This is a genomic window from Gemmatimonadaceae bacterium, assembly GCA_019637355.1.
In the GTDB taxonomy this organism is placed as follows: Bacteria; Gemmatimonadota; Gemmatimonadetes; order Gemmatimonadales; family Gemmatimonadaceae; genus Pseudogemmatithrix.
Genome location: JAHBVT010000001.1, coordinates 11715 through 30035, shown reverse-complemented (window position 1 = coordinate 30035; position 18321 = coordinate 11715). Strand labels below are relative to the sequence as shown.

17 protein-coding genes are annotated in these 18321 nt (G+C 66.3%); 10 read left to right on the top strand and 7 right to left on the bottom strand.

The window, feature by feature from the left end:
- Nucleotide 1 precedes the first annotated feature (1 nt).
- Nucleotides 2-715, top strand: a complete 714-nt coding sequence (locus KF689_00135) for a DUF2306 domain-containing protein (protein MBX3131775.1) — start codon at nt 2-4, stop codon at nt 713-715.
- Here KF689_00135 and KF689_00130 read toward each other — a convergent pair.
- A complete protein-coding gene (locus KF689_00130; GenBank protein ID MBX3131774.1) occupies nt 648-1142 on the bottom strand; it encodes a heme-binding protein in 495 nt (164 codons plus the stop codon). The genes KF689_00135 and KF689_00130 overlap by 68 nt on opposite strands.
- A 79-nt stretch (nt 1143-1221) precedes the next feature.
- On the opposite strand from KF689_00130, the gene KF689_00125 reads away from it, so the two are divergent.
- On the top strand, nt 1222-1398 hold the full coding sequence (locus KF689_00125) for a hypothetical protein (protein ID MBX3131773.1): 177 nt from the start codon (nt 1222-1224) through the stop codon (nt 1396-1398).
- 521 nt (nt 1399-1919) lie between these two features.
- On the opposite strand, the gene KF689_00120 is transcribed toward KF689_00125, so the two are convergent.
- A complete protein-coding gene (locus KF689_00120) occupies nt 1920-3191 on the bottom strand; it encodes an alkaline phosphatase family protein (GenBank protein MBX3131772.1) in 1272 nt (423 codons plus the stop codon).
- Nucleotides 3191-4897, bottom strand: a complete 1707-nt coding sequence (locus KF689_00115; GenBank protein MBX3131771.1) for an AMP-binding protein — start codon at nt 4895-4897, stop codon at nt 3191-3193. Before KF689_00115 ends, KF689_00120 begins: the two co-directional genes overlap by 1 nt.
- Before the next feature lie 25 nt (nt 4898-4922).
- On the opposite strand from KF689_00115, the gene KF689_00110 reads away from it, so the two are divergent.
- From KF689_00110 to KF689_00075, 8 genes are all read left to right on the top strand, one after another.
- Entirely contained in the window at nt 4923-6191 is a 1269-nt protein-coding gene (locus tag KF689_00110) for a M20/M25/M40 family metallo-hydrolase (GenBank protein ID MBX3131770.1), read from the top strand.
- Nucleotides 6192-6204: 13 nt separating this feature from the next.
- Nucleotides 6205-6702 carry a DUF411 domain-containing protein gene (locus KF689_00105; GenBank protein MBX3131769.1) on the top strand — a complete coding sequence of 166 codons (498 nt, stop codon included), beginning with the start codon at nt 6205-6207 and terminating at the stop codon, nt 6700-6702.
- A gap of 285 nt (nt 6703-6987) precedes the next feature.
- The gene (locus KF689_00100) at nt 6988-7578 is read left to right on the top strand and encodes a hypothetical protein (protein MBX3131768.1); all 591 of its coding nucleotides are present in this window, start codon (nt 6988-6990) and stop codon (nt 7576-7578) included.
- A 178-nt stretch (nt 7579-7756) separates the two neighbouring features.
- Nucleotides 7757-8467 (top strand): SDR family NAD(P)-dependent oxidoreductase, encoded by a 711-nt coding sequence (locus KF689_00095; protein MBX3131767.1) that lies wholly within the window; start codon nt 7757-7759, stop codon nt 8465-8467.
- A 134-nt stretch (nt 8468-8601) separates the two neighbouring features.
- The gene (locus KF689_00090) at nt 8602-8931 is read left to right on the top strand and encodes a hypothetical protein (GenBank protein MBX3131766.1); all 330 of its coding nucleotides are present in this window, start codon (nt 8602-8604) and stop codon (nt 8929-8931) included.
- A 198-nt stretch (nt 8932-9129) separates the two neighbouring features.
- Nucleotides 9130-9744: a hypothetical protein gene (locus KF689_00085; GenBank protein MBX3131765.1), complete on the top strand. Its 615-nt coding sequence runs from the start codon at nt 9130-9132 to the stop codon at nt 9742-9744.
- A 206-nt stretch (nt 9745-9950) separates the two neighbouring features.
- On the top strand, nt 9951-10187 hold the full coding sequence (locus tag KF689_00080; GenBank protein MBX3131764.1) for an addiction module protein: 237 nt from the start codon (nt 9951-9953) through the stop codon (nt 10185-10187).
- An 8-nt stretch (nt 10188-10195) separates the two neighbouring features.
- Nucleotides 10196-10516, top strand: a complete 321-nt coding sequence (locus tag KF689_00075) for a type II toxin-antitoxin system RelE/ParE family toxin (protein MBX3131763.1) — start codon at nt 10196-10198, stop codon at nt 10514-10516.
- Between the two features lie 352 nt (nt 10517-10868).
- Here KF689_00075 and KF689_00070 read toward each other — a convergent pair whose 3' ends face one another.
- The 4 genes from KF689_00070 to KF689_00055 form a co-directional block, all read right to left on the bottom strand.
- Nucleotides 10869-12251, bottom strand: coding sequence for a hypothetical protein (locus KF689_00070; GenBank protein ID MBX3131762.1), 1383 nt, complete (start codon nt 12249-12251; stop codon nt 10869-10871).
- 80 nt (nt 12252-12331) lie between these two features.
- The gene (locus KF689_00065; protein ID MBX3131761.1) at nt 12332-15595 is read right to left on the bottom strand and encodes an efflux RND transporter permease subunit; all 3264 of its coding nucleotides are present in this window, start codon (nt 15593-15595) and stop codon (nt 12332-12334) included.
- Between the two features lie 11 nt (nt 15596-15606).
- The gene (locus KF689_00060; GenBank protein MBX3131760.1) at nt 15607-16845 is read right to left on the bottom strand and encodes an efflux RND transporter periplasmic adaptor subunit; all 1239 of its coding nucleotides are present in this window, start codon (nt 16843-16845) and stop codon (nt 15607-15609) included.
- Nucleotides 16842-18173 (bottom strand): TolC family protein, encoded by a 1332-nt coding sequence (locus KF689_00055; protein MBX3131759.1) that lies wholly within the window; start codon nt 18171-18173, stop codon nt 16842-16844. The genes KF689_00060 and KF689_00055 overlap by 4 nt, the downstream gene beginning before the upstream one ends.
- Between the last annotated feature and the right edge of the window lie 148 nt (nt 18174-18321).

The window sequence follows — 18321 nt, the reverse complement described above, 5'->3', positions numbered from 1 at the left end:
CTTGCCCCCCGCTGCCACCACCGCCGCCGTTCAGAGCCCACCGCGACGACGCGCCGCGCCGCCGTTCTGGTGGCTGATGCTCGTGCTGGCCATCGGCGTCGCCGGGTATGCCGTGAGCTTCACGTTCCGGGGCATCGACGCGTTCGGCATCGAGCTCCTGGCCTCGTTCTATCAGCGCCCCTGGGCCATCTGGTTCCATATGATGTTCGGCGCCGTGGCCCTCGTGACCGGCGCGCTCAACTTCCGGCACTCGTTGCGCCGCCGCCGCCCTGCCATCCATCGCAAGATCGGCGAGTGGTATGTGTTCTCCTGCCTCGTCAGCGGCACGGCGGGCGGATGGCTCGCGCTGCACGCCTACGGCGGGCTTTCCAATCGCCTCGGCTTCTTGGGCCTCGCCGTGAGTACGCTCGTGACGACGCCCCTCGCGTATCGCGCCGCACGCGCCGGGCGCTTCGCCGAGCATCGCGCGTGGATGATCCGCAGTTACGCCGTGATCCTCGCCGCCGTCACGTTACGCATCCAACTCCCCATCCTGGCGATGTCGCTGGGCGGATTCGCGCAGGCGTACGCCGTCGTCGCGTGGAGCTGCTGGGTCCCGAACCTGCTCGTGGCGGAGTGGATCGTGCGCGCGACGACGCGGCGGCCGGCTACGGGAACACCGCCCGGATCCCCGCCTTCGCAATCTGCGCATCCTGCGCCGACGTCACCCCACTGACGCCCACGCCGCCGATTACGCGGCCGTCCACGATGATCGGCACGCCGCCCTCGAGCGGCAGCATCCCTTCCACCGCCAGCAGCACCGTGCGGCCTTCGCCGACTGCGTCCTGCAGCGCCTTCGTCTCGCGGCGCCAGCGAGCGGCGGTGCGCGCCTTGGCCTGGGCGATGTCCACGCTCTGCTGATGCGAGCCGTCGAGCCGGGCGAAGAACAGCAGCTCGCCGTGGGTGTCCACGACGGCGATCGACACGCCCCAGCCATTGCGCTGGGCCTCCTCGGCGGCTGCGGCGGCCACACGGCGCGCGCCCTCGAAGGTCAGGGCCGGGACCTGCTGCAGCGGCGAGGGCTGCGCGGCCAGCGGGCGGGCGGCACAGGGAAGCGCGGCGAGCGCCAGCAGGACGAGAGAGCGGGCAAGGCGGACAGACACGGCGGGCCTCCTCAGGGGCAGGGGTGCGAACGGCGCTCCGGGGCGGTATCGTTGAGGCAACCCTTTCGGAGCAGGTCGGATGTCCGGTCTCGACGACAAGTCGATTCAGAACCTCGTCAAGAAGATGCAGAAGCAGGTCAAGCCGCGGAACGTGGAGGCCAAGACCTATGATGCCACCGCGCCGCAGCGCGTGACCGACGACAAGGACCAGGAACGGGAAAAGATGTTCAAAGAAATGAAGCGCCGCGAGTTCTAGACTCGCGGCGCTTCACGCCTTCCGGTCGCCGGCGGACTATAGCGCCCGCGCGATCTGCAGCAGGATGTCGGCCTGCGCGATGCTCAGATGCTTGCCGCGCTGCGCCGTGACGTGGTTGATGAAGGGCCGCGTCCCGTTCTTGCGCTGCGCACGCATCGCGTCGCCGTGCAGCTGATGGTGACCGTCGAGAGGATCGAGTAGCTCCCGGCGTTGCCCGACGGAACGCCGAGCGTGTCCGCGTGCGCGGCCGGCGCCGTCGGTGCGTCCAGTTGCGGCGAGCCGCCCGAAGACATCAGCACGCTGCCCACCTCGACGAGGAATGGCGCACGCTGCTGCCCCGCCTGAAATCGCGCACAGCCCTGCGATTCCCGCAGCGGCTGCGAGAAGTCTGCCGTGCGGAAGGCGTCGAACACAAAGCGTCCCAGCTGGTTCTCCGCAAGAAACCGTTCTCCCCTCTCCCAACCATCTCCCATCTCTCCCTCTCCCCGCCATCACCCCCCTCCCCCTCTCCCTTCTCGCACTCAGGGAAAAACCAGTCGAACCGAATCCACCCTCGCCTCACTCCCGCCCAAGCTCACCCCGAGCAACCGCCCCAGCACCGCCACCACGTGCACATTCCCAAACGCCGGAATCACCCTCCCCCGCGGAATCCCCGCCCCCGCGACCACGAACGTCGCGCCCATCGCCTGCACCTCCGGTGCGTACCCGTGATTCCCGCCGCCGCGCCATCCCTGCTCACGCCAGCGCTGCGCCTGCGCGCGCGACGCAATCGTCCACCCGTCCTCCGCCACCGCCACGAGCTTCGTGATCCGCGGGTTCGCATTGAAGTGGTAGCGCACGGGCACTTCGCCCTTGCGATACACGGCCAGCGCCGGATGCGCGCGCTGCAGCGCCGCGTACACCCGCTCCTCGGCGCCAGGCTTCGGCTCGATCTGCGTGACCGGCGCCCAGTCCACGACGTCCACGTCCTCGAGCGCGATGTAATCGTCGAGTAGGATGAGTCGCTGCGGCGACGTCGCCGTCATTCCGTGGTCGCTCACGATGACGAGCACCACCTTGTCCGCCATTCCGCGGCGCGCGATGCCATCAATCAGCGCTCCGAGCGCCGAGTCCACCTGCGCGATGGCGGCATCCACCTGCGGCGAGTCGGGGCCGTAGCTGTGGCCCGCTCCGTCCACTTCGTGGAAGTAGCCGAGGATCAGCGACGGCGCGCGGGACGCCGGTATCGAGAGCCAATCGAGGATGCGGCGCACCTTCACGTCGCGCGGCAGCTCGTGGTCGTAGCGCGACCACCAGGTGGCGTGGCGCCCGCCGATCGGCGCTTCGGACCCCGGCCATCCGACGATTGCTGCGCGCAGGCCCTGCCGCTCCGCCGCCACCCAGATCGGCTCGCCGCCCCACCAGCGCGGATCCGACTGCGCGATGGTGTCGCGCAGGGTGAAAAATCCCAGCTCCGGGTCGCGGAAATGATTCGCGACGATGCCGTGTTGCTCCGGCCGGAGCCCGGTGACCAGCGTGTAGTGGTTGGGGAAGGTCTTGGACGGAAAACTCGGCACCAGCCGTTCCGCGCGCACGCCGCTGGCGGCCAATGCGCGCAGGCGGCGCGCGTTCGGGCGGTTGATGTAGTCGTAACGGAAGCCGTCAAGAGAGATCATCACCACGCGCGGCGTCGTGGCCGGGAGCGTGCTGGCGACGGCACCCGGCGGCAGCGCCGTGTGATCTGCACGACGGCAGGCGCCTAGGCCCGCGGCACTGAGCAGCGCGAGCGCGGTGATCCATCGACGCAGCGGCATCACGCTTTGGCGGCGGCCACGTCTTCCGTCAGGAACCGACGGAGGATCTTCCCCACCATACTCTTCGGGAGTTCGTCCTTGAATGCCACGCGCACCGGCACCTTGAACGGCGCCATCCGTTCCTTGCACCACTGCCGCACCTCGTTCTCGGTGAGCGTGGCGCCGGCGCGGCGCACGACGAAGGCCACCGCCACCTCGCCCTGCCCCGCGTCCGGGAATCCGCGCACACCGACTTCCTGCACTGCCGGATGCGCCGCGATCACTTCTTCGATCTCGCGCGGCCACACCTGCATCCCGCGCATCTTGATCAGGTCCTTCTTGCGGTCCACGATGAAGACGTAGCCGTCCTCGTCGAGGTAGCCCAGATCAGCCGTGAAGAGCCAGGTGTGTCCGTCGGGCCCCCGACGCAGCATCGCCTTCGACTCGGCGGCGTTGTTCCAGTAGCCGCGCATAATCTGCGGACCGCGAATGAGAATCTCGCCCACCTGCCCCGTCGCCATCGGCTTCGTCGGGTCATCGGCGTCCACGATGCGCAGGTCCACGTCCGGCAACGGCGTGCCCACGCTGCCCGGCTTCTGCGGACCCTTGAGCGGCGACACCGTCGCCGCCAGTGCGCTCTCCGTGAGCGCGTAGCCTTCGAGAATGCGCGCGCCGGTCACCGACTCGAAGCGCTTCATCGTCTCCAGCATCATCGGTGCCGCGCCCGACACGCAGGCTTTCATCGAGCGGAAGTTCACCTTGCCGCCCTGCACCCGCTTGTGATTGAGCAGCGCGTTGTAGAGCGAGGGCACGCCGCAGAACACCGCCGGCTGCGTGGTCTCGATCGTCTTCACCAGGTCATTGATGTCGCGCGGATTCGGCACCAGCGCGATCGGGTTGTGGCCGAGGAAGCAGACGCTCTGCACGCCGCAGGCGCCGTAGGAGTGGAACATCGGCAGTGGCAGGCAGTACACGCCCTCCCATTTTGGCAGCACGGACCCCAACCACGCGTTCACCTGCGTGCCCGTCTGCACCAGCGCGCCGTGGTGGATGCGTACCGCCTTCGGCGTGCCCGTCGTGCCGCCGCTCATCAGCAGCAGCGCGTCGTCGTCCGGGCCGGGCCGCGGGTCCACCGGCTTCTGCTGGCGATGCTTCTCGAGCAGCGCCGGCAGCGACTGGTCGCCATCGCGCAGCGTCGCGCGGTGGCCCAGCTTGCGTTCCAGCAGCAGCGTGAAGATCAGCTTGAGCAGCGGCGGGAACCACTCCTTGATGCTCGTGCTCACCACGCGCTGCACACCCGGCACTCGGCGTTGCACGCGCTTCATTAGATCGTAGAACGCACTCAGCGTCAGCACGATCTTCGCGCCCGTGTCCTGCAGCGGACCCACGAGCTCGTCTTCTGTATAGATGGGATTCAGCGGCACGTAGATCGCGCCCAGCTTCCAGGCCGCCAGCTCGCCGATGAAGAACTGCGGGCAGTTCGGCAGCAGGCAGGCCACGCGGTCACCCGCCATCACGCCCATCGACGCCAGCGCTACCGCGAAGGCGTTGCTGGCGTCCTCCAACTCCTGCCAGCTCATCGCCCTTCCTTTATATAGGTAGGCGGGGGCGTGGGGACGCTCGCGCAGGGCTTCGTCCAGCGCATCCAGCAGCGTACCCGCGGGATAGCTGCCGATTGTGTGCGGCACGCCGGGATCGTAGTGCTTGAGCCAGGGTTGGGCAGTCATAGGCGGGAGGGGTAGATTCCCCAATATGCACCGCACATCCGCTCTCGCCATCCCCGCGCTCCTGCTGCTGACCTCGGCGCTGCCGGCGCAGCCGGTCCGGCTCCGCAACGCCGACCCCGTCGTGCAGCGCGCCCTCGCCTCGGCGCAGCAGCTCCAGGCCTGGACGCTCGAGCAGCAGATCTCCATCTGCGAGATCCCGGCGCCACCGTTCAAGGAGGAGGCACGGGCCGCCGAGTTCCACCGGCGGTTCGTCGCGCTTGGCTATCCCGAGGCGCGCATCGACGCGCTCGGCAACGTCATCGCGCAGGTCGGACGTGGGCGCGGGCCGCGTGTGATGCTCGCCGGGCATCTCGACACCGTGTTTCCCGAAGGCACCGATGTGAAGACCACGCGCAGCGGCGACCGCATTGCCGGGCCTGGCATCGGCGACGATTGCCGCGGGCTCGCCGTCGTGCTCACCGTCGCGCGCATCCTCAAGGAGTCCAACCTCGTGCCCGAGGGCACGTTGTACCTCGTCGGCAATGTTGGCGAGGAAGGTCCCGGCAACCTGCGCGGTGTGCGGCATCTCTTCACCGAGGAGCTGAAGGGGCAGATCGACTTCTTCATCTCCGTTGATGGTGCGGGCGGCGCCGGCATCGTCTCGCGCGCCGTCGGCTCGCATCGCTACACCATTTCGTTCGAGGGCCCCGGCGGCCACAGCTACGGCGCCTTCGGGATGACCAACCCGATGCACGCGATGGGGCGTGCCATCGCGCGCATCGCCGACCTTCAGGTGCCGAGCGGCGCACGCACCACCTTCAACGTCGGCATCGTGCGTGGTGGCACCAGCGTCAACACCATCACGCCGCTCGCCGAGATGGATGTGGATATGCGGTCCGAGAGCGCCGAGAACCTGCTCGAGATGGATCGTCGCATCCGCGCTGCCGTGGACACCGCCGTCAAGGAAGAGCTCGCGCGCTGGCCCAACTCCCGCGCGCCCATCACCGTCAAGTACGACACCATTGGCATCCGGCCCACCGGCGGGCAAAGCGACGATGCGTACATCGTGCGCACCGCCATCGAGGCCGCCAAGCTGCTCGATGACGGATTGATGTGGACCCCGCGCACCCAGGCGTCCAGCACCGACGCCAACCTCCCCATCTCGATGGGCGTTCCCGCCATCACCATCAATGGCGGTGGCCGCGGCGGCGGCGCGCACGGGACCGAGGAGTTCTACCAGGAAACACCCGACAGCTACAAGGGTACCCAGTTCGCGCTGTTGATCGTGACTGCGCTTGCTGGCGTCGCCCGTTGACCAGGAGCAGCGAATGAACCAGGACCGTCGCACCTTCTTGCTGACCGCTGGCGCGGTAGCCGTCTCCGCGCTCGGCGCGCGCGCGTTGTTCGCGCAGCAAGGGCAGCAAGGGCTGCCCGCGATGACCGTGTACAAGAGTCCCAGCTGCGGGTGTTGCGTGGAGTGGGTGAAGCACGTGCGTGCAGCCGGCTTCACCGTGCGCGAAGTGAACACCGACGACCTCGGCGCCGTGAAGCGCGAGATGGGTTTGCCGCCGCGGCTGGCGTCGTGTCACACTGCGGTGGTCGGCAGCTATGTCGTCGAGGGTCACGTGCCGGCGGACGATGTGAAGCGAATGCTGCGCGATCGGCCGGCGGGAGTGCGTGGGTTGGCGGTGCCGGGGATGCCGGTGGGGAGTCCTGGGATGGAGCAGGGCCCGCCGTCGGGGTATGAGCGGTATGATGTGATTGCGTTCACGGCGGCGGGGGCGACGAGTGTGTTTGCTTCGCACGGGCCGCCGGTGCGACGGTGATTTTCTGGGACTTCTTTAAGTGTTGCGGTTGGGAAAGGCGCCTTCGGGCGCTTTTTTCTTGTCCGTACTAGTGCGAGTTGCCTGCAGCATAACGCGGTAAGATAGCCGGGTACGAAATGGCCTAGTCGTGTGGCACAAATCGTGCTTGCGCAGGGAGTTAGAGTGGAGTGAGGTTTGGGATAGTGTGAGTTCCCTGCAAGGATTGTCGGGGGAATAAACGGGGGACGATGTGTTCGTTTTTCGTATAATCCACGTTATGTTGCTCGCACCTTTCGGAGGCATCTGATGCGCTTCACCATTCTCCTCTTGGCGCTTGCGCTCGGAAACGCGGCCCTCGGCGCCCAGCAAAGAGGGAGTGTGGTAACCATCGCAGTCGCGATGACGGATACCACCCGTCAGTTTCAGGGCCTTTTTGCGAGCGAGATTCGAAGGCTAGGAGATGTACAGGTCGTGGCGCTCTCCGAAAATCCCACGTTGGTGCTTTCAGGAGTGGTCATCTGCAACCCTGACTGTGACCGTGCAAGTACCTACTCCGTTGCCCTGCGCCTTGCGTCTCCACTCTCGCGAACCTTCGCGCGCTCGATTGCGGAAGACGTGAAGACGTTGTTCCCTTCAGGCTCTGGGCCCTCAGTCGACAGCTTGGCACAGGTGATCTACGACTACACGGGCACTTACGTGCGGAACAACGGCACCTGGGTCGCCAACTGGGGGCGCAACACTTACGAACGCGCTGTTCGAGAAATGGTGCGCGAACTCGACACCGATTGCTTCGAGAAGTACCGCGTGTTGAGTCGGTTGTCCAACATATCCGCAAAGGACACTCAGCGTCGCCAGCAGGTTGTACGCGAGATTCTGGCGCGCGAATGGGGTTGTTGAGCGTACGAACGCAACATAACGACGCTTGCTGCCGATGAACGCGGTGCGGATTGGGTTTGGCGGGGCGTCCGTGATGGGTTGAAGCGGTTGCGGACGCCCCGCCAAACCCTTCTTATTGAGCGTTCACAGCAGAAGCACACGTTATGCCGACCAGTGACGGATCTCATTACGACAACAAATGAAGAGCGCCGTCATCATCGGAGCGTCCTCGGGCATCGGTCGCGCGCTGGCAACCACGCTTTCTCTCGCAGGATATCGCGTTGGCGTCGTCGCGCGCCGTACAGACCTGCTCACATCGCTTCGGGAGGAGCTCACCGGACCCTGTATGATCAAGACGATCGACGTGTCCCAGCCGGCGCTAGCCATGCCGCTCTTGCGAGAGCTCATCGATGAACTTGGCGATGTGGAACTCTTTATCGTTAGCGCCGGAGCAGGTTGCGATAATGCAGATCTGAGGTGGGAGCCGGAGAGCGAGACGATTGCCGTCAACGTTCTTGGATTCGCGGCCATGGTCAATGTCGCAGTGGCGCACTTGGAGGCGCGGCGATCGGGGCATCTCGTCGGAGTATCCTCTGTTGCTGCGTTGAGAGGTGTTGGGGCGGCGCCAGCGTACGCGGCTTCCAAGGCATTCGTATCGAACTACCTTCAGGGCGTGCGGTACCGCCTTAAGAAGCTGAAACTGCCAATCGTCGTCACGGACGTGCAACCTGGCTTCGTCGACACGCGAATGGCGGGCGGCGATTTCTGGATGGCTTCGCCGCAAACGGCAGCTCAGCAGATCGCCGCAGCGATTCGGAGGCGAAGGCAACATGTGTACGTGACGCGGCGCTGGCGGCTGGTCGCGTGGTTGATGAAGGTCGTTCCCGATGCACTGTACGCAAGGCTATGAATCGACGACTCTCGCCCCCAACGCCGGTCGGGCACGCACCAATCACGCAGATCGGCAGCACCTGACGCTCACCAACAGACATGCGGAAGCAGTACTTCTTCCGGGACTCGCCGCGAGGCCTCCTCGCATGGGATGTGGATCGCCTCATCGCGCTCACACGGGGCTTGCCGCGCCATCGCGTCGCCCTAGCGGACATTCGCGAACTCGACGAGCCGCTGTTCGGACCCGCCGAACCCACGACCTGGCGAAGTCTATTGGCGCACGTCCGTCTGATGGACGAGGCAGATCCCCAGTACCCCATCATCCTGGCTGCGGACGGACGCGTGATGGATGGGATGCACCGGGTCGCGCGCGCGGTGCGGGCCGGCGAACACGAGATCGTGGCCGTCCGGTTTGAGACGGACCCGCCCCCCGATCACGTCGGGAAAGGGCCCGACGAGTTGCCGTATCCGGGCGCGGATTGACGGGAGGGGCACGGCACATCGCGACCCACGCGATTTCACCGCCGCCGGGGCGGCATAACGACGCTTGCTGCCGACGGCCGTGGGTGCGGTAGCGGGTGGGCGGCCACGCCTTCATCTTCATCAAGTGGGACGTGGCCGCCCACCCGCATTTCATTAGAACGGCCGCAGCAGAAGCTGACGTTATCCGGATGCGCGCGATTGACTGACTACTCCGCGTTCAATGACATCTCCACAGCCGTCTCAGCCGCGGTGGTTGCCATCCTTGCAGCCATCGGCCTCGGGACCTGGAAGACTCAGCTCCGAGGTACAGCAGAGTACGAGATGGCGCGTCGCTTGCTTCGTGCCACCTATAAGCTCCGCGACGAGTTGAGCTACGTTCGCTCGCCCTGGATGAGTGCGGGCGAGATGCACGCGGCGGCCGAAGCGTCAGGCGAGAAGTTCGATGCGTTCTCTACTGAGCAGCACAATCGCGCCTTCGAGCTGGCCATGAATCGTCGCTGGCGCAGGCTTGGTGACGCTCGGACCGAGATGGAAGCCGAGCTTCTCGAGGCCGAGGTACTGTGGGGTCCCGTCTTCAAGACCCATGACGAGGAATTGAAGCAGATTCTTCTACACTTGTCGTTCGCAATTGAGGACCTACTTCGTGATCGCCGCTCGACAACTCCGCGCAGCGGCGAGGAGCGGAAGAAGGTCACTGAGATAACTTGGTCATCACGCGATTCCGAGAATCGGAATGCGTTCTCAGATCGGATTGATAGCGTGATTCGGGAGTTTGAGGCGCTACTCAAGCCACATCTGGCGCGCGTCCGATAGGCACCGGATAACGACGCTTGCTGCCGACAGCCGCAGCTGTGGATTGGGTTGGGCGGGGCGTCCGTGATGGCCGAGGCTGGTTGCGGACGCCCCGCCCAACCCTTCTTATTGGAGCGGCTGCAGCAGAAGCAAACGTTATACCGAGCCGTGCAACCGGATAGCCATTGGGCTATCTTGTTCCGACACCTCGACGCCGGACGAATCCTATGGTGCGCTCCCCCGACACTCTCGAACGCGAGCTCCTCCACCTGCCGAAGGCCGATCGTGCGCGCCTCGCCCAGGTGTTGCTCGCCAGCCTGCACGCCGAGGAGGCAGCTGCATCGCCGGCAGAAATTGAGGCCGCGTGGGAGTCCGAAATCGCCCGGCGCGTCGCCGAGCTGCGCAACGGGACCGTGGCTGGCATCCCCGCCGAGCAAGTCTTCGCTGAAGTGCTCGACCGATAGTCGCGGCCGTGCCGCGTTCGGTCGTCTTTCATCCGGCCGCGCGCGCGGAGTTTCGCGCCGCGGTTGCAGAGTATGAAGCGCAACGTGCCGGTCTCGGCACCGCCATGGCGCTTGAGGTGCGCGAGCTGGTCGACCTCGCCCGCGCTTTCCCGCAGATGGGCTCGCCGTACAGCGTGCCAGGCGTCCGCCGACTTTTTCCGCGCACGTTTCCATACGCCGTCGCGTACCTCGTGATCGATGAGGCGCTATTCATCGTCGCTGTCGCGCATGGACATCGCGAACCCGATTACTGGCATGAACGGCTCGCGCCACCGACGGGGCCGGTATAACGACGCTTGCTGCCGACAGCCGCGGCTAAGGATGCAGTTGTGGGGCGCCCGCACTATTCTATGGGACGTCCTGCGGCCGCCCCACAACTGCTTTTTATGGAAGCGGCTGCAGCAGAAGCACACGTTATGCCGATCCGACGCGCCCCGGATATTCCAGAGGGCGCGTCCTTGCCGAGCGCCAACCACCGTAGCCAACGCGCGAGCCCGCCTATACGCGCTTCGGCATGGCCTACCTCGTCATCGACGCACAAACCGCCCGCAGCCGCCGCTTGCGCCGCGCGCACATCACTCGTTGGCGCAGCACGCGGCTGAGCGCGAGCGTGTCCGCACTCAGCCGCCCTGTCTATCCGCCTTAGAACGCCGTGACCGCCTCGAGCATAAAGCCCTTGAAGCGCCCACCGTTCCGGATGTCCGTGTTTGCGAACCCGTCGTACGTCTGGTTCACGTACTCCGCCTTCAACAGCAGGCTCGGCGTGATCCACCACCCGCCACCGAGGTTCGTGCGAGTCACCGTGATGTCCGTGTTCGCGCCACCGAGGTCGCCAGAGACACTGTTCCAGCGTCCTCCCACGAACAGCTTCTCACCCGGAAGGAAACGGTACACAAGCTCACCCATCACTTGCGTGACGTCGCGCTCGGGCGGAGCTACGCCAGCCGCCTCCTGGCCCCGTCCCGTCGCGCTCTCGTAGAGGCCAAAGAACTCGAGTCCCCGGTACTTCACGAAGGGGTTGATCATGTACGCCCGGACGGCGTCGCTGAATCCGGGGTTCAGCATTCCGGACGAGGCGTTGGCTGACTCCGTCGCCACGTAGTTCTCGAGCACGAAGTAGTACCGAGACCCGGCACGGTCCCCACTGTAGAAGGTGTTGTTGATGGCACCCGTCTGCGCGCGGTACGAGCCCGAGAGGCGCACGCGCAGGTCGTCATTCAGTCGGCGGTCCACGCCAGCCTTGAACATCAACGCCGGCTCCCGATTGCCCGGGCGTTGGATGTTGCCGCGGATCTCACCGTTGGTCAGAGCGACGACGCCGAACAGCCCTCCCTTCTGGACGATGGCCTCCGTCCCGACCTCGGTCGTGAAGGCATCAAGGATCAGGTTGCCGACGAACGGGTTGTACAGCGCCTGGCCATTGTCGGTGCGTCGGAAGTGGAAGTCACCGTAGTTGATCTCGAAGTGCCCGATCTTCAGCGTCGTGTACTTCATGATGCTGTTGAACAGCGGCACGTCGATCGGCGACTCGTCGATCTGGAGGAATCCGTCCTTCACCCAGGTCTCGTTATGGCGTCGCGCCGAGAGGTAACTGGTGAGCTGCACGCGCACCCCTGGCGCCAGCTGCGCGTGGAGGTACATGTTCGCGGTCGCATTGTTGAAGCCGTTGCCGATCTCCATCAGCCGGTTGCGATCGGCGATGGCGGCGCTTCCGGCATTGCCGGGCGACGGTGCCACGGCGGCCACAGCGACCGAGTCGGCGGAGTTCTCGTGCGACAGCGCCTGGAACTGCTGGGTGAACGCTGCACCCCACTGCAGCGCGAAGCCGTCGTAGGCGGCTCCGGCCACCTTGGGCGTCTCGAACATGTTCAGCCCTCTCTTGTCCTGCGGCCGCAGATACTGGATGACGTTCCGCGGCTGGAAGCGCGCCTGCGCGGTGTCCACCGCCTGCGCACCGACCAGCGCGGGTATCGCGGCCGCGAGCGCGATCGCGGCGCTCAGTGTAAGAACCCCATTGTCTCGCATTGTTCGCTCCGAATCGAGTGTGTAGATGTTGACCTGCACGTGTGTACCGCGAGTCCGTCACTTGAGGCACTGCACCAAGGTCATTCTCCCTCCTGCACGAGCGCCTCGTGCATTGTTCGAACTACGCCGCGCTCCTTCCAGAGTGAGTACACGGCTGGAATCACCAACAGCGTCAGGACCGTGCTCGACACCATCCCCCCGATCATCGGAGCCGCGATGCGACGCATCACGGTTCCGCCTGCGCCGGTACCCCACAGCAGCGGCAGGAGGCCGCCCATGATCGCTGTCACGGTCATCAGCTTTGGGCGCACGCGCTCGACCGCGCCCTCGATCACCGCGTCGTAGAGGTCGGCGAGTGTGGCCCGTCGACCCTCTGCCGTGCGCGCTGCCCACGCGTGGTCGAGGTAGATGAGCATCACCACGCCAGTCTCCGCCGCCACACCGGCGAGCGCGATGAATCCGATGGCCACCGCGACTGACCAGTTGTAGCCGAGGAGCCAGAGGAACCAGAGGCCGCCGACCAGTGCGAAGGGGAGCGAGAGCATCACGATCAGCGACTCGCCGACGTTCCCGAAGTTCAGGTAGAGGAGCAGGAAGATCAGCGCAAGCGTCGCGGGGATCACGACCTTCATTCGTTCCTTGGCGCGCTCCATATACTCGTACTGTCCGCTCCACACCACCGAGTAGCCCGTCGGTACGGTGACTTGCGCCGCGACAGCGCGTTGCGCCTCCGCGACGTAGCTCCCGATATCACGGTCCACGACGTCCACGTACACCCACGCCGTGGGCATCGCCCCCTCAGTCCGGACGACCATCGGCCCCGCGACCGGCGAGATGCGCGCGAGTTGACCGAGCGGTACTTGCGCTGGACCGCCGGAAGCGCCGACAGCAATGCTGCCCATTCCCGGCATCGCCCCTGCGCCCGCGGCGGCGGACGACCCGTGCGCGACCGGCACCAGCACGGCGGCCAGGCGCTCCGGCGAGTCGCGGAGTTCTTGCGGGTACCGCACCCGCACTCCGAACCGTTGGCGTCCCTCGACGGTCTGTGTAATGGTCATCCCGCCGATCGCCGTGGCAATCACCGCCTGCACGTCACCGACGTTGAGTCCGTGTCGCGCGGCGGCCTCGCGGTCGATCTCGATGTCGAGGTAGTAGCCACTCACCGCACGCTCAGCGAACGCCGTGCGCGTCCCCGGCACCATCCGTACGGCTTGCTCGATCTCCTTGCCGAGCCGCTCCAGTTCCCTCAAGTCAGGCCCGAACACCTTGACGCCGACCGGCGTGCGAATCCCGGTCGCGAGCATATCGTTGCGCCCCTTGATGGGCATCGTCCACGCGTTCGTCACGCCCGGCAAACGCACCGCCGAGTCCATCTCGGCGACGAGACGGTCGTAGGTCATTCCCTCGCGCCACTGGTCGCGAGGCCGCAGAGAGATGGTGGTCTCGATCATATCCAGGCCCGCAGGGTCGGTCGCCGTGTTGGCGCGTCCGGCCTTGCCCCACACGTGCTCGACCTCGGGGAAGCCACGGAGAATCCCATCCTGCAGCCGGAGCAGCTCGCGCGCCCTCGCAACACTCACGCCGGGCAAGGTCGTCGGCATATACAGGATGGTGCCCTCCTCGAGCGTCGGCATGAACTCGCTGCCGATGCGTGCCCAGGGGATCCACGTCAGGATCACGGTCGCCGCAGACGCCACGACGACAGGCCAGCGATGCCGCAGGACGAACGTGATCAACGGATGATAGGCCCGCATCAGCCAACGGTTGACCGGGTTCGCGGCCTCACGGTAGATGCGCCCGCGGACGAACAGACCCATGGCCACCGGAACCAGCGTGACGGAGAGCAGACTCGCGGCGGCCATCGCGAACGTCTTCGTGTACGCCAGCGGCCGGAACAAGCGACCCTCCTGACCCTCCAGCGTGAACACGGGCAGGAACGACACGGTAATGATCAACAGCGAGAAGAACAGCGCGGGCCCGACCTCCTTCGCCGAGTCTATGACCACCTGCCATCGCTCGGCACGCGTGAGGCGGCCAGTGTCCAGCCAGCGCGACTGAGCATTCGGCTCCTTTGCCAGCACCGCCCGCTCGAGATGCTTGTGCAGGTTCTCGATCATCACGATCGCGGCGTCGATCATCGCGCCGATGGCGATGGCGATGCCGCCGAGCGACATAATGTCCGCACCGACACCGACATATCGCATCGCGATGAATGCCATGAGGATTCCCACCGGAAGCGTGATGATCGCGACGAGCGCCGACCGCGCGTGCAGCAGGAACACGATGCAGACCAGCGCGACGACGAGACTCTCCTCGAAGAGCTTGAACCGGAGGTTGCTGATGGCGCGCTGGATGAGGTCACTGCGGTCGTAGACCGGTCGGATGACCACGCCCGCCGGAAGACCCGGCGTCAATTGCGCGATGCGCGCCTTCACGCGCTCGATGGTGGTCAGGGCATTCTCCCCGAATCGCATCACGACGATCGCACCCACGGCATCGCCACGGCCGTCGAGCTCTGCCACGCCGCGCCGAATGGCCGGCCCGACCGACACGCGCCCCACCTCGGCTACGCGGATCGGCGTGCCGCGATCGGTCGCGCCTACCACGACGTTTTCGATGTCGCGCAGCGACTTCAGGTAACCGAGTCCGCGTACCATATACTCCCGCTCCGAGAGCTCGACGACCATCGCCCCGATATCGGCGTTCGACGCCTGGATGGCCTGCATCACGCGGGTCACCGGAATGCGGTAGGCCAACAGCTTCGCCGGGTCCAGATCCACCTGATACTGCTTCTCGTAGCCGCCGACCGTCGCAACCTCCGACACACCGGGAACCGCCGTCAGCTCGTAGCGCAGGTACCAGTCCTGGAGCGCGCGCAGTTCCGCCAGGTCGAGGCGACCGGTCGTGTCCTCAAGGGCGTACTGGTACACCCAGCCCAGCCCCGTCGCGTCGGGTCCGAGGGCAGGCGAGACGGACGCGGGGAGACGGCCCTTCAGGCCGTTCAGATACTCAAGCACACGGCTGCGCGCCCAGTAGAGGTCCGTGTCGTCGTCAAAGATGATGTATACGAACGAGACCCCGAAGAACGAGTAGCCGCGGACCACCTCAGCGCCCGGGACCTTGAGCATCTCGGCGGCGATCGGATACGTGACCTGGTCCTCGACGATCTGCGGCGCCTGCTCGCTGTACTCGGTCTGAATGATCACCTGCACGTCGCTAAGGTCCGGCAGCGCCTCCAGCGGCGTCCGCTGGAGCGCGAGGATGCCGCCCCCGACCGCGGCAATCGTCGCCAGCGCCACGAGGAAGATGTTGCGGACCGACCACTCGATGATTCGCTTCAGCATCGTTGGCGACCTCAGTGGTCGTGGGTGGTCGGCGGCGCAGTCGGCGGCGGTGCTACCTTCGGCGGCGGCGCCATTCCGGGCATCTCAGCCATTCCGCCGAGCGCTGACCCCAGGTTGGATTCGGCATCCACCAGGAAAGTCGCGGACGAGACCACCCACTCGCCGACGGCGAGTCCGGACCGGATCTCGATGCGGTCGTCCGACGCGAGCCCGAGCACGACTTCACGCGGCTCGAGCATCCCGTCATCCAGCCGGACAAACACGATGTTCCGTCGTCCCGTGGACAACACCGCGGAACGAGGCACGAGCACCGCCGCCGCCGACGCCGTTGCCCGCAGCCGGATCGTCGCGTACATCCCTGGGCGCAGTTGGCGGTCCGAGTTGTCGAGCTCGACGCGCACGCGCAACGTCCGTGTCTGCGGATCCACGACGGGTTGCAGGAATACGATGGGCCCGCTGCGCGGGCGCCCCGGGAACGCGTCGAGCTCCACCGTGACGCGCTGACCAAGCCGAACGAGTGCGAGGTCGCGCTCGAAGATCTCAGCGTCCACCCAGACGCGTCGCAGGTCCGCGATGCGCAGGAGCGGATCGCCCGCCATCACCCGCTGGCCCTCGAAGACGAGCTTCTCGACCACCACCCCGTCGTACGGGGCGCGGATCTCGAGCGTCCGGCGGCTCTCGCCGCTGGCCTCGACGCGCGCGATCTCTTCGCCGGGTAAATCCCAATTGCGCAACCGTGTCCGTGCGCCGACCAAGAGGCGCTCCGCGCCCGCACGGGTGGAACTGTCCGCATTCTGCACGTCGCGGACGAGACGACCGGCGAGCACCAACTCATCCTCTGCGCTCGCCAGCATCGGCGAGTAGGTGGTCAGCAGGGGTTCCCCGGCGCGCACGTCGCGTCCGGTGAAGTCCACGAAGAGCCGCTCCACCCACCCATCGAACTTGAGGCTTACGGTGCGCACCCGTGTCTCGTCGTAGGTCACTTGCCCCACGCTACGCACAGCGAGCTGTAGCGCGCCTTGCTCGGCCCGCGCGTACGTCACGCCGATACGCGTGGCCTGCGCGGAGTCGAGCATCACGGGAGTTGACGTACCGCCGGCCGATGACGCGCCGTGCGCGTGGCCAGCCGCCGCCTCCGGTGCGCTCGAGTCGCGTGTCGCCCACCACGCCACGCCGCCCGCCACCGCCAGCACGAGCGTGCCCAGCGCGATGCCACGCCACCCGATGCGCGTGCCTGTCTCGTTCATCATCGATCCCCCGGCGTTTCGCGTCCGCCTGCTGCGTCAAAGAGTTCACGTCCCATCAACATCTCCAGTTCTGCCAGCGCCACGCCTTCCATTGCCTCAATCGCCGCCAACTCTTGCTCATAGCGATTCACCGTGACCTGATTGTCGAGCAGTGTCATCAGGTTGACGCCGCCGACGCGATAGGAAGCGAGCGCCGCCTCTACGGCAGCACGCGCCTGCGGCAGCACCGTGCTCCGATACAGCGTTTGGAGATTTCGCGCACGCTGCCACTCGGCATACGCCGCTCCGATGCGCGCGCGGGTCTCGGCGCGCATCGCCGTGAGATCGGCCACTGCCATCGCCCGCATCGCTTCTGCCTCGGCGCGCATCGGCAGTTGGCGTTGGCGCGCGAAGATGGGGACGGAAGTCCCGAGCATCAGGCTTCCCATTCGCTCAGGGCCAGTCGCACCGGCGCGCTGGCCATACTGGAGCCCTAGCTCCACGTCAGGAATGAGCTCCCGATACGCGAGCCTGCGTGCGGCCTCCGCCGCCGCGACCTCCGCGTCACCAGCCAACAGCATCGGGCGGCCCTGCAGGGCGATGTCCTCCAGTTCGGGCTGCGTTGGCAGGGATGTGGGGAACGTCGGCAGCGCCGCCGGCGGCGTCGAGTCTCCAAGCGAACGGTCCAATAGCCCGCCGAGGCGAGCGAGCGCGACGCGCCGCATCGCCTCCATCACCGTGATCTCCTCCGTCATTCGGGCCACTTCGACCCGCGCCTTCAACACGTCAGCCTGTGGAGCCTCGCCGACGCGATACATCGCGTCGGCGACGGCCGAGACGTTCTCCAGAAGGAGACGCGTCTCGCGAGCGATCGAGACGGCCCGCTCGACGCGATACAGCTCGTAGAACGCCGCCGCCACTGCGGCCCGCACTTCCCACCGCAGGTCGCGCGCACGGAAGGCCTCGGCCGTCGCACGCGTTCGGGCAACGGTGGCCGACAGTCCCAGTTTGCCGGCCGTGGGCAGCATCTGCATCACCTGCAGTTGCGTCATCCCCAGGGGATCCATCTGCGCGAGTCCGGGCAACTCCCGATTCATCAAGCCGAGTTGGACGCGCGGATCGGGCGGCCGCGTCGCGGTGACGGCCTGCGCGGCAACGGCGTCCGCGCGAGCTGCCGCTGCTCGAAGTCGCGGGTTCACGCTGTCTGCCGCCGCGTAGAGCTGCGAAAGCGACAGGCTCGGAGCCTGCGGTCCGCGCGCCGCCGCGGCGCTCGCTTGGGCACGCACCGCCTCAAGGGGCGTCAGCTGCGCCAGCGCTCCCAGAATCGAGAACTGGATGAGCCTCCCAATCATCCGTCGCTGCACTGGTCTGAACCCTCGGCTCACGTGTCTCTCCTTCGTGGTGGGTGGCCCTGCCCCGATGGCACGGGCACGACGGTTCACGAAGCTTCGCCGGATGCCAGTGGCCGGGCTGTCGCCGATGTCCCTATTTTACGTAAGG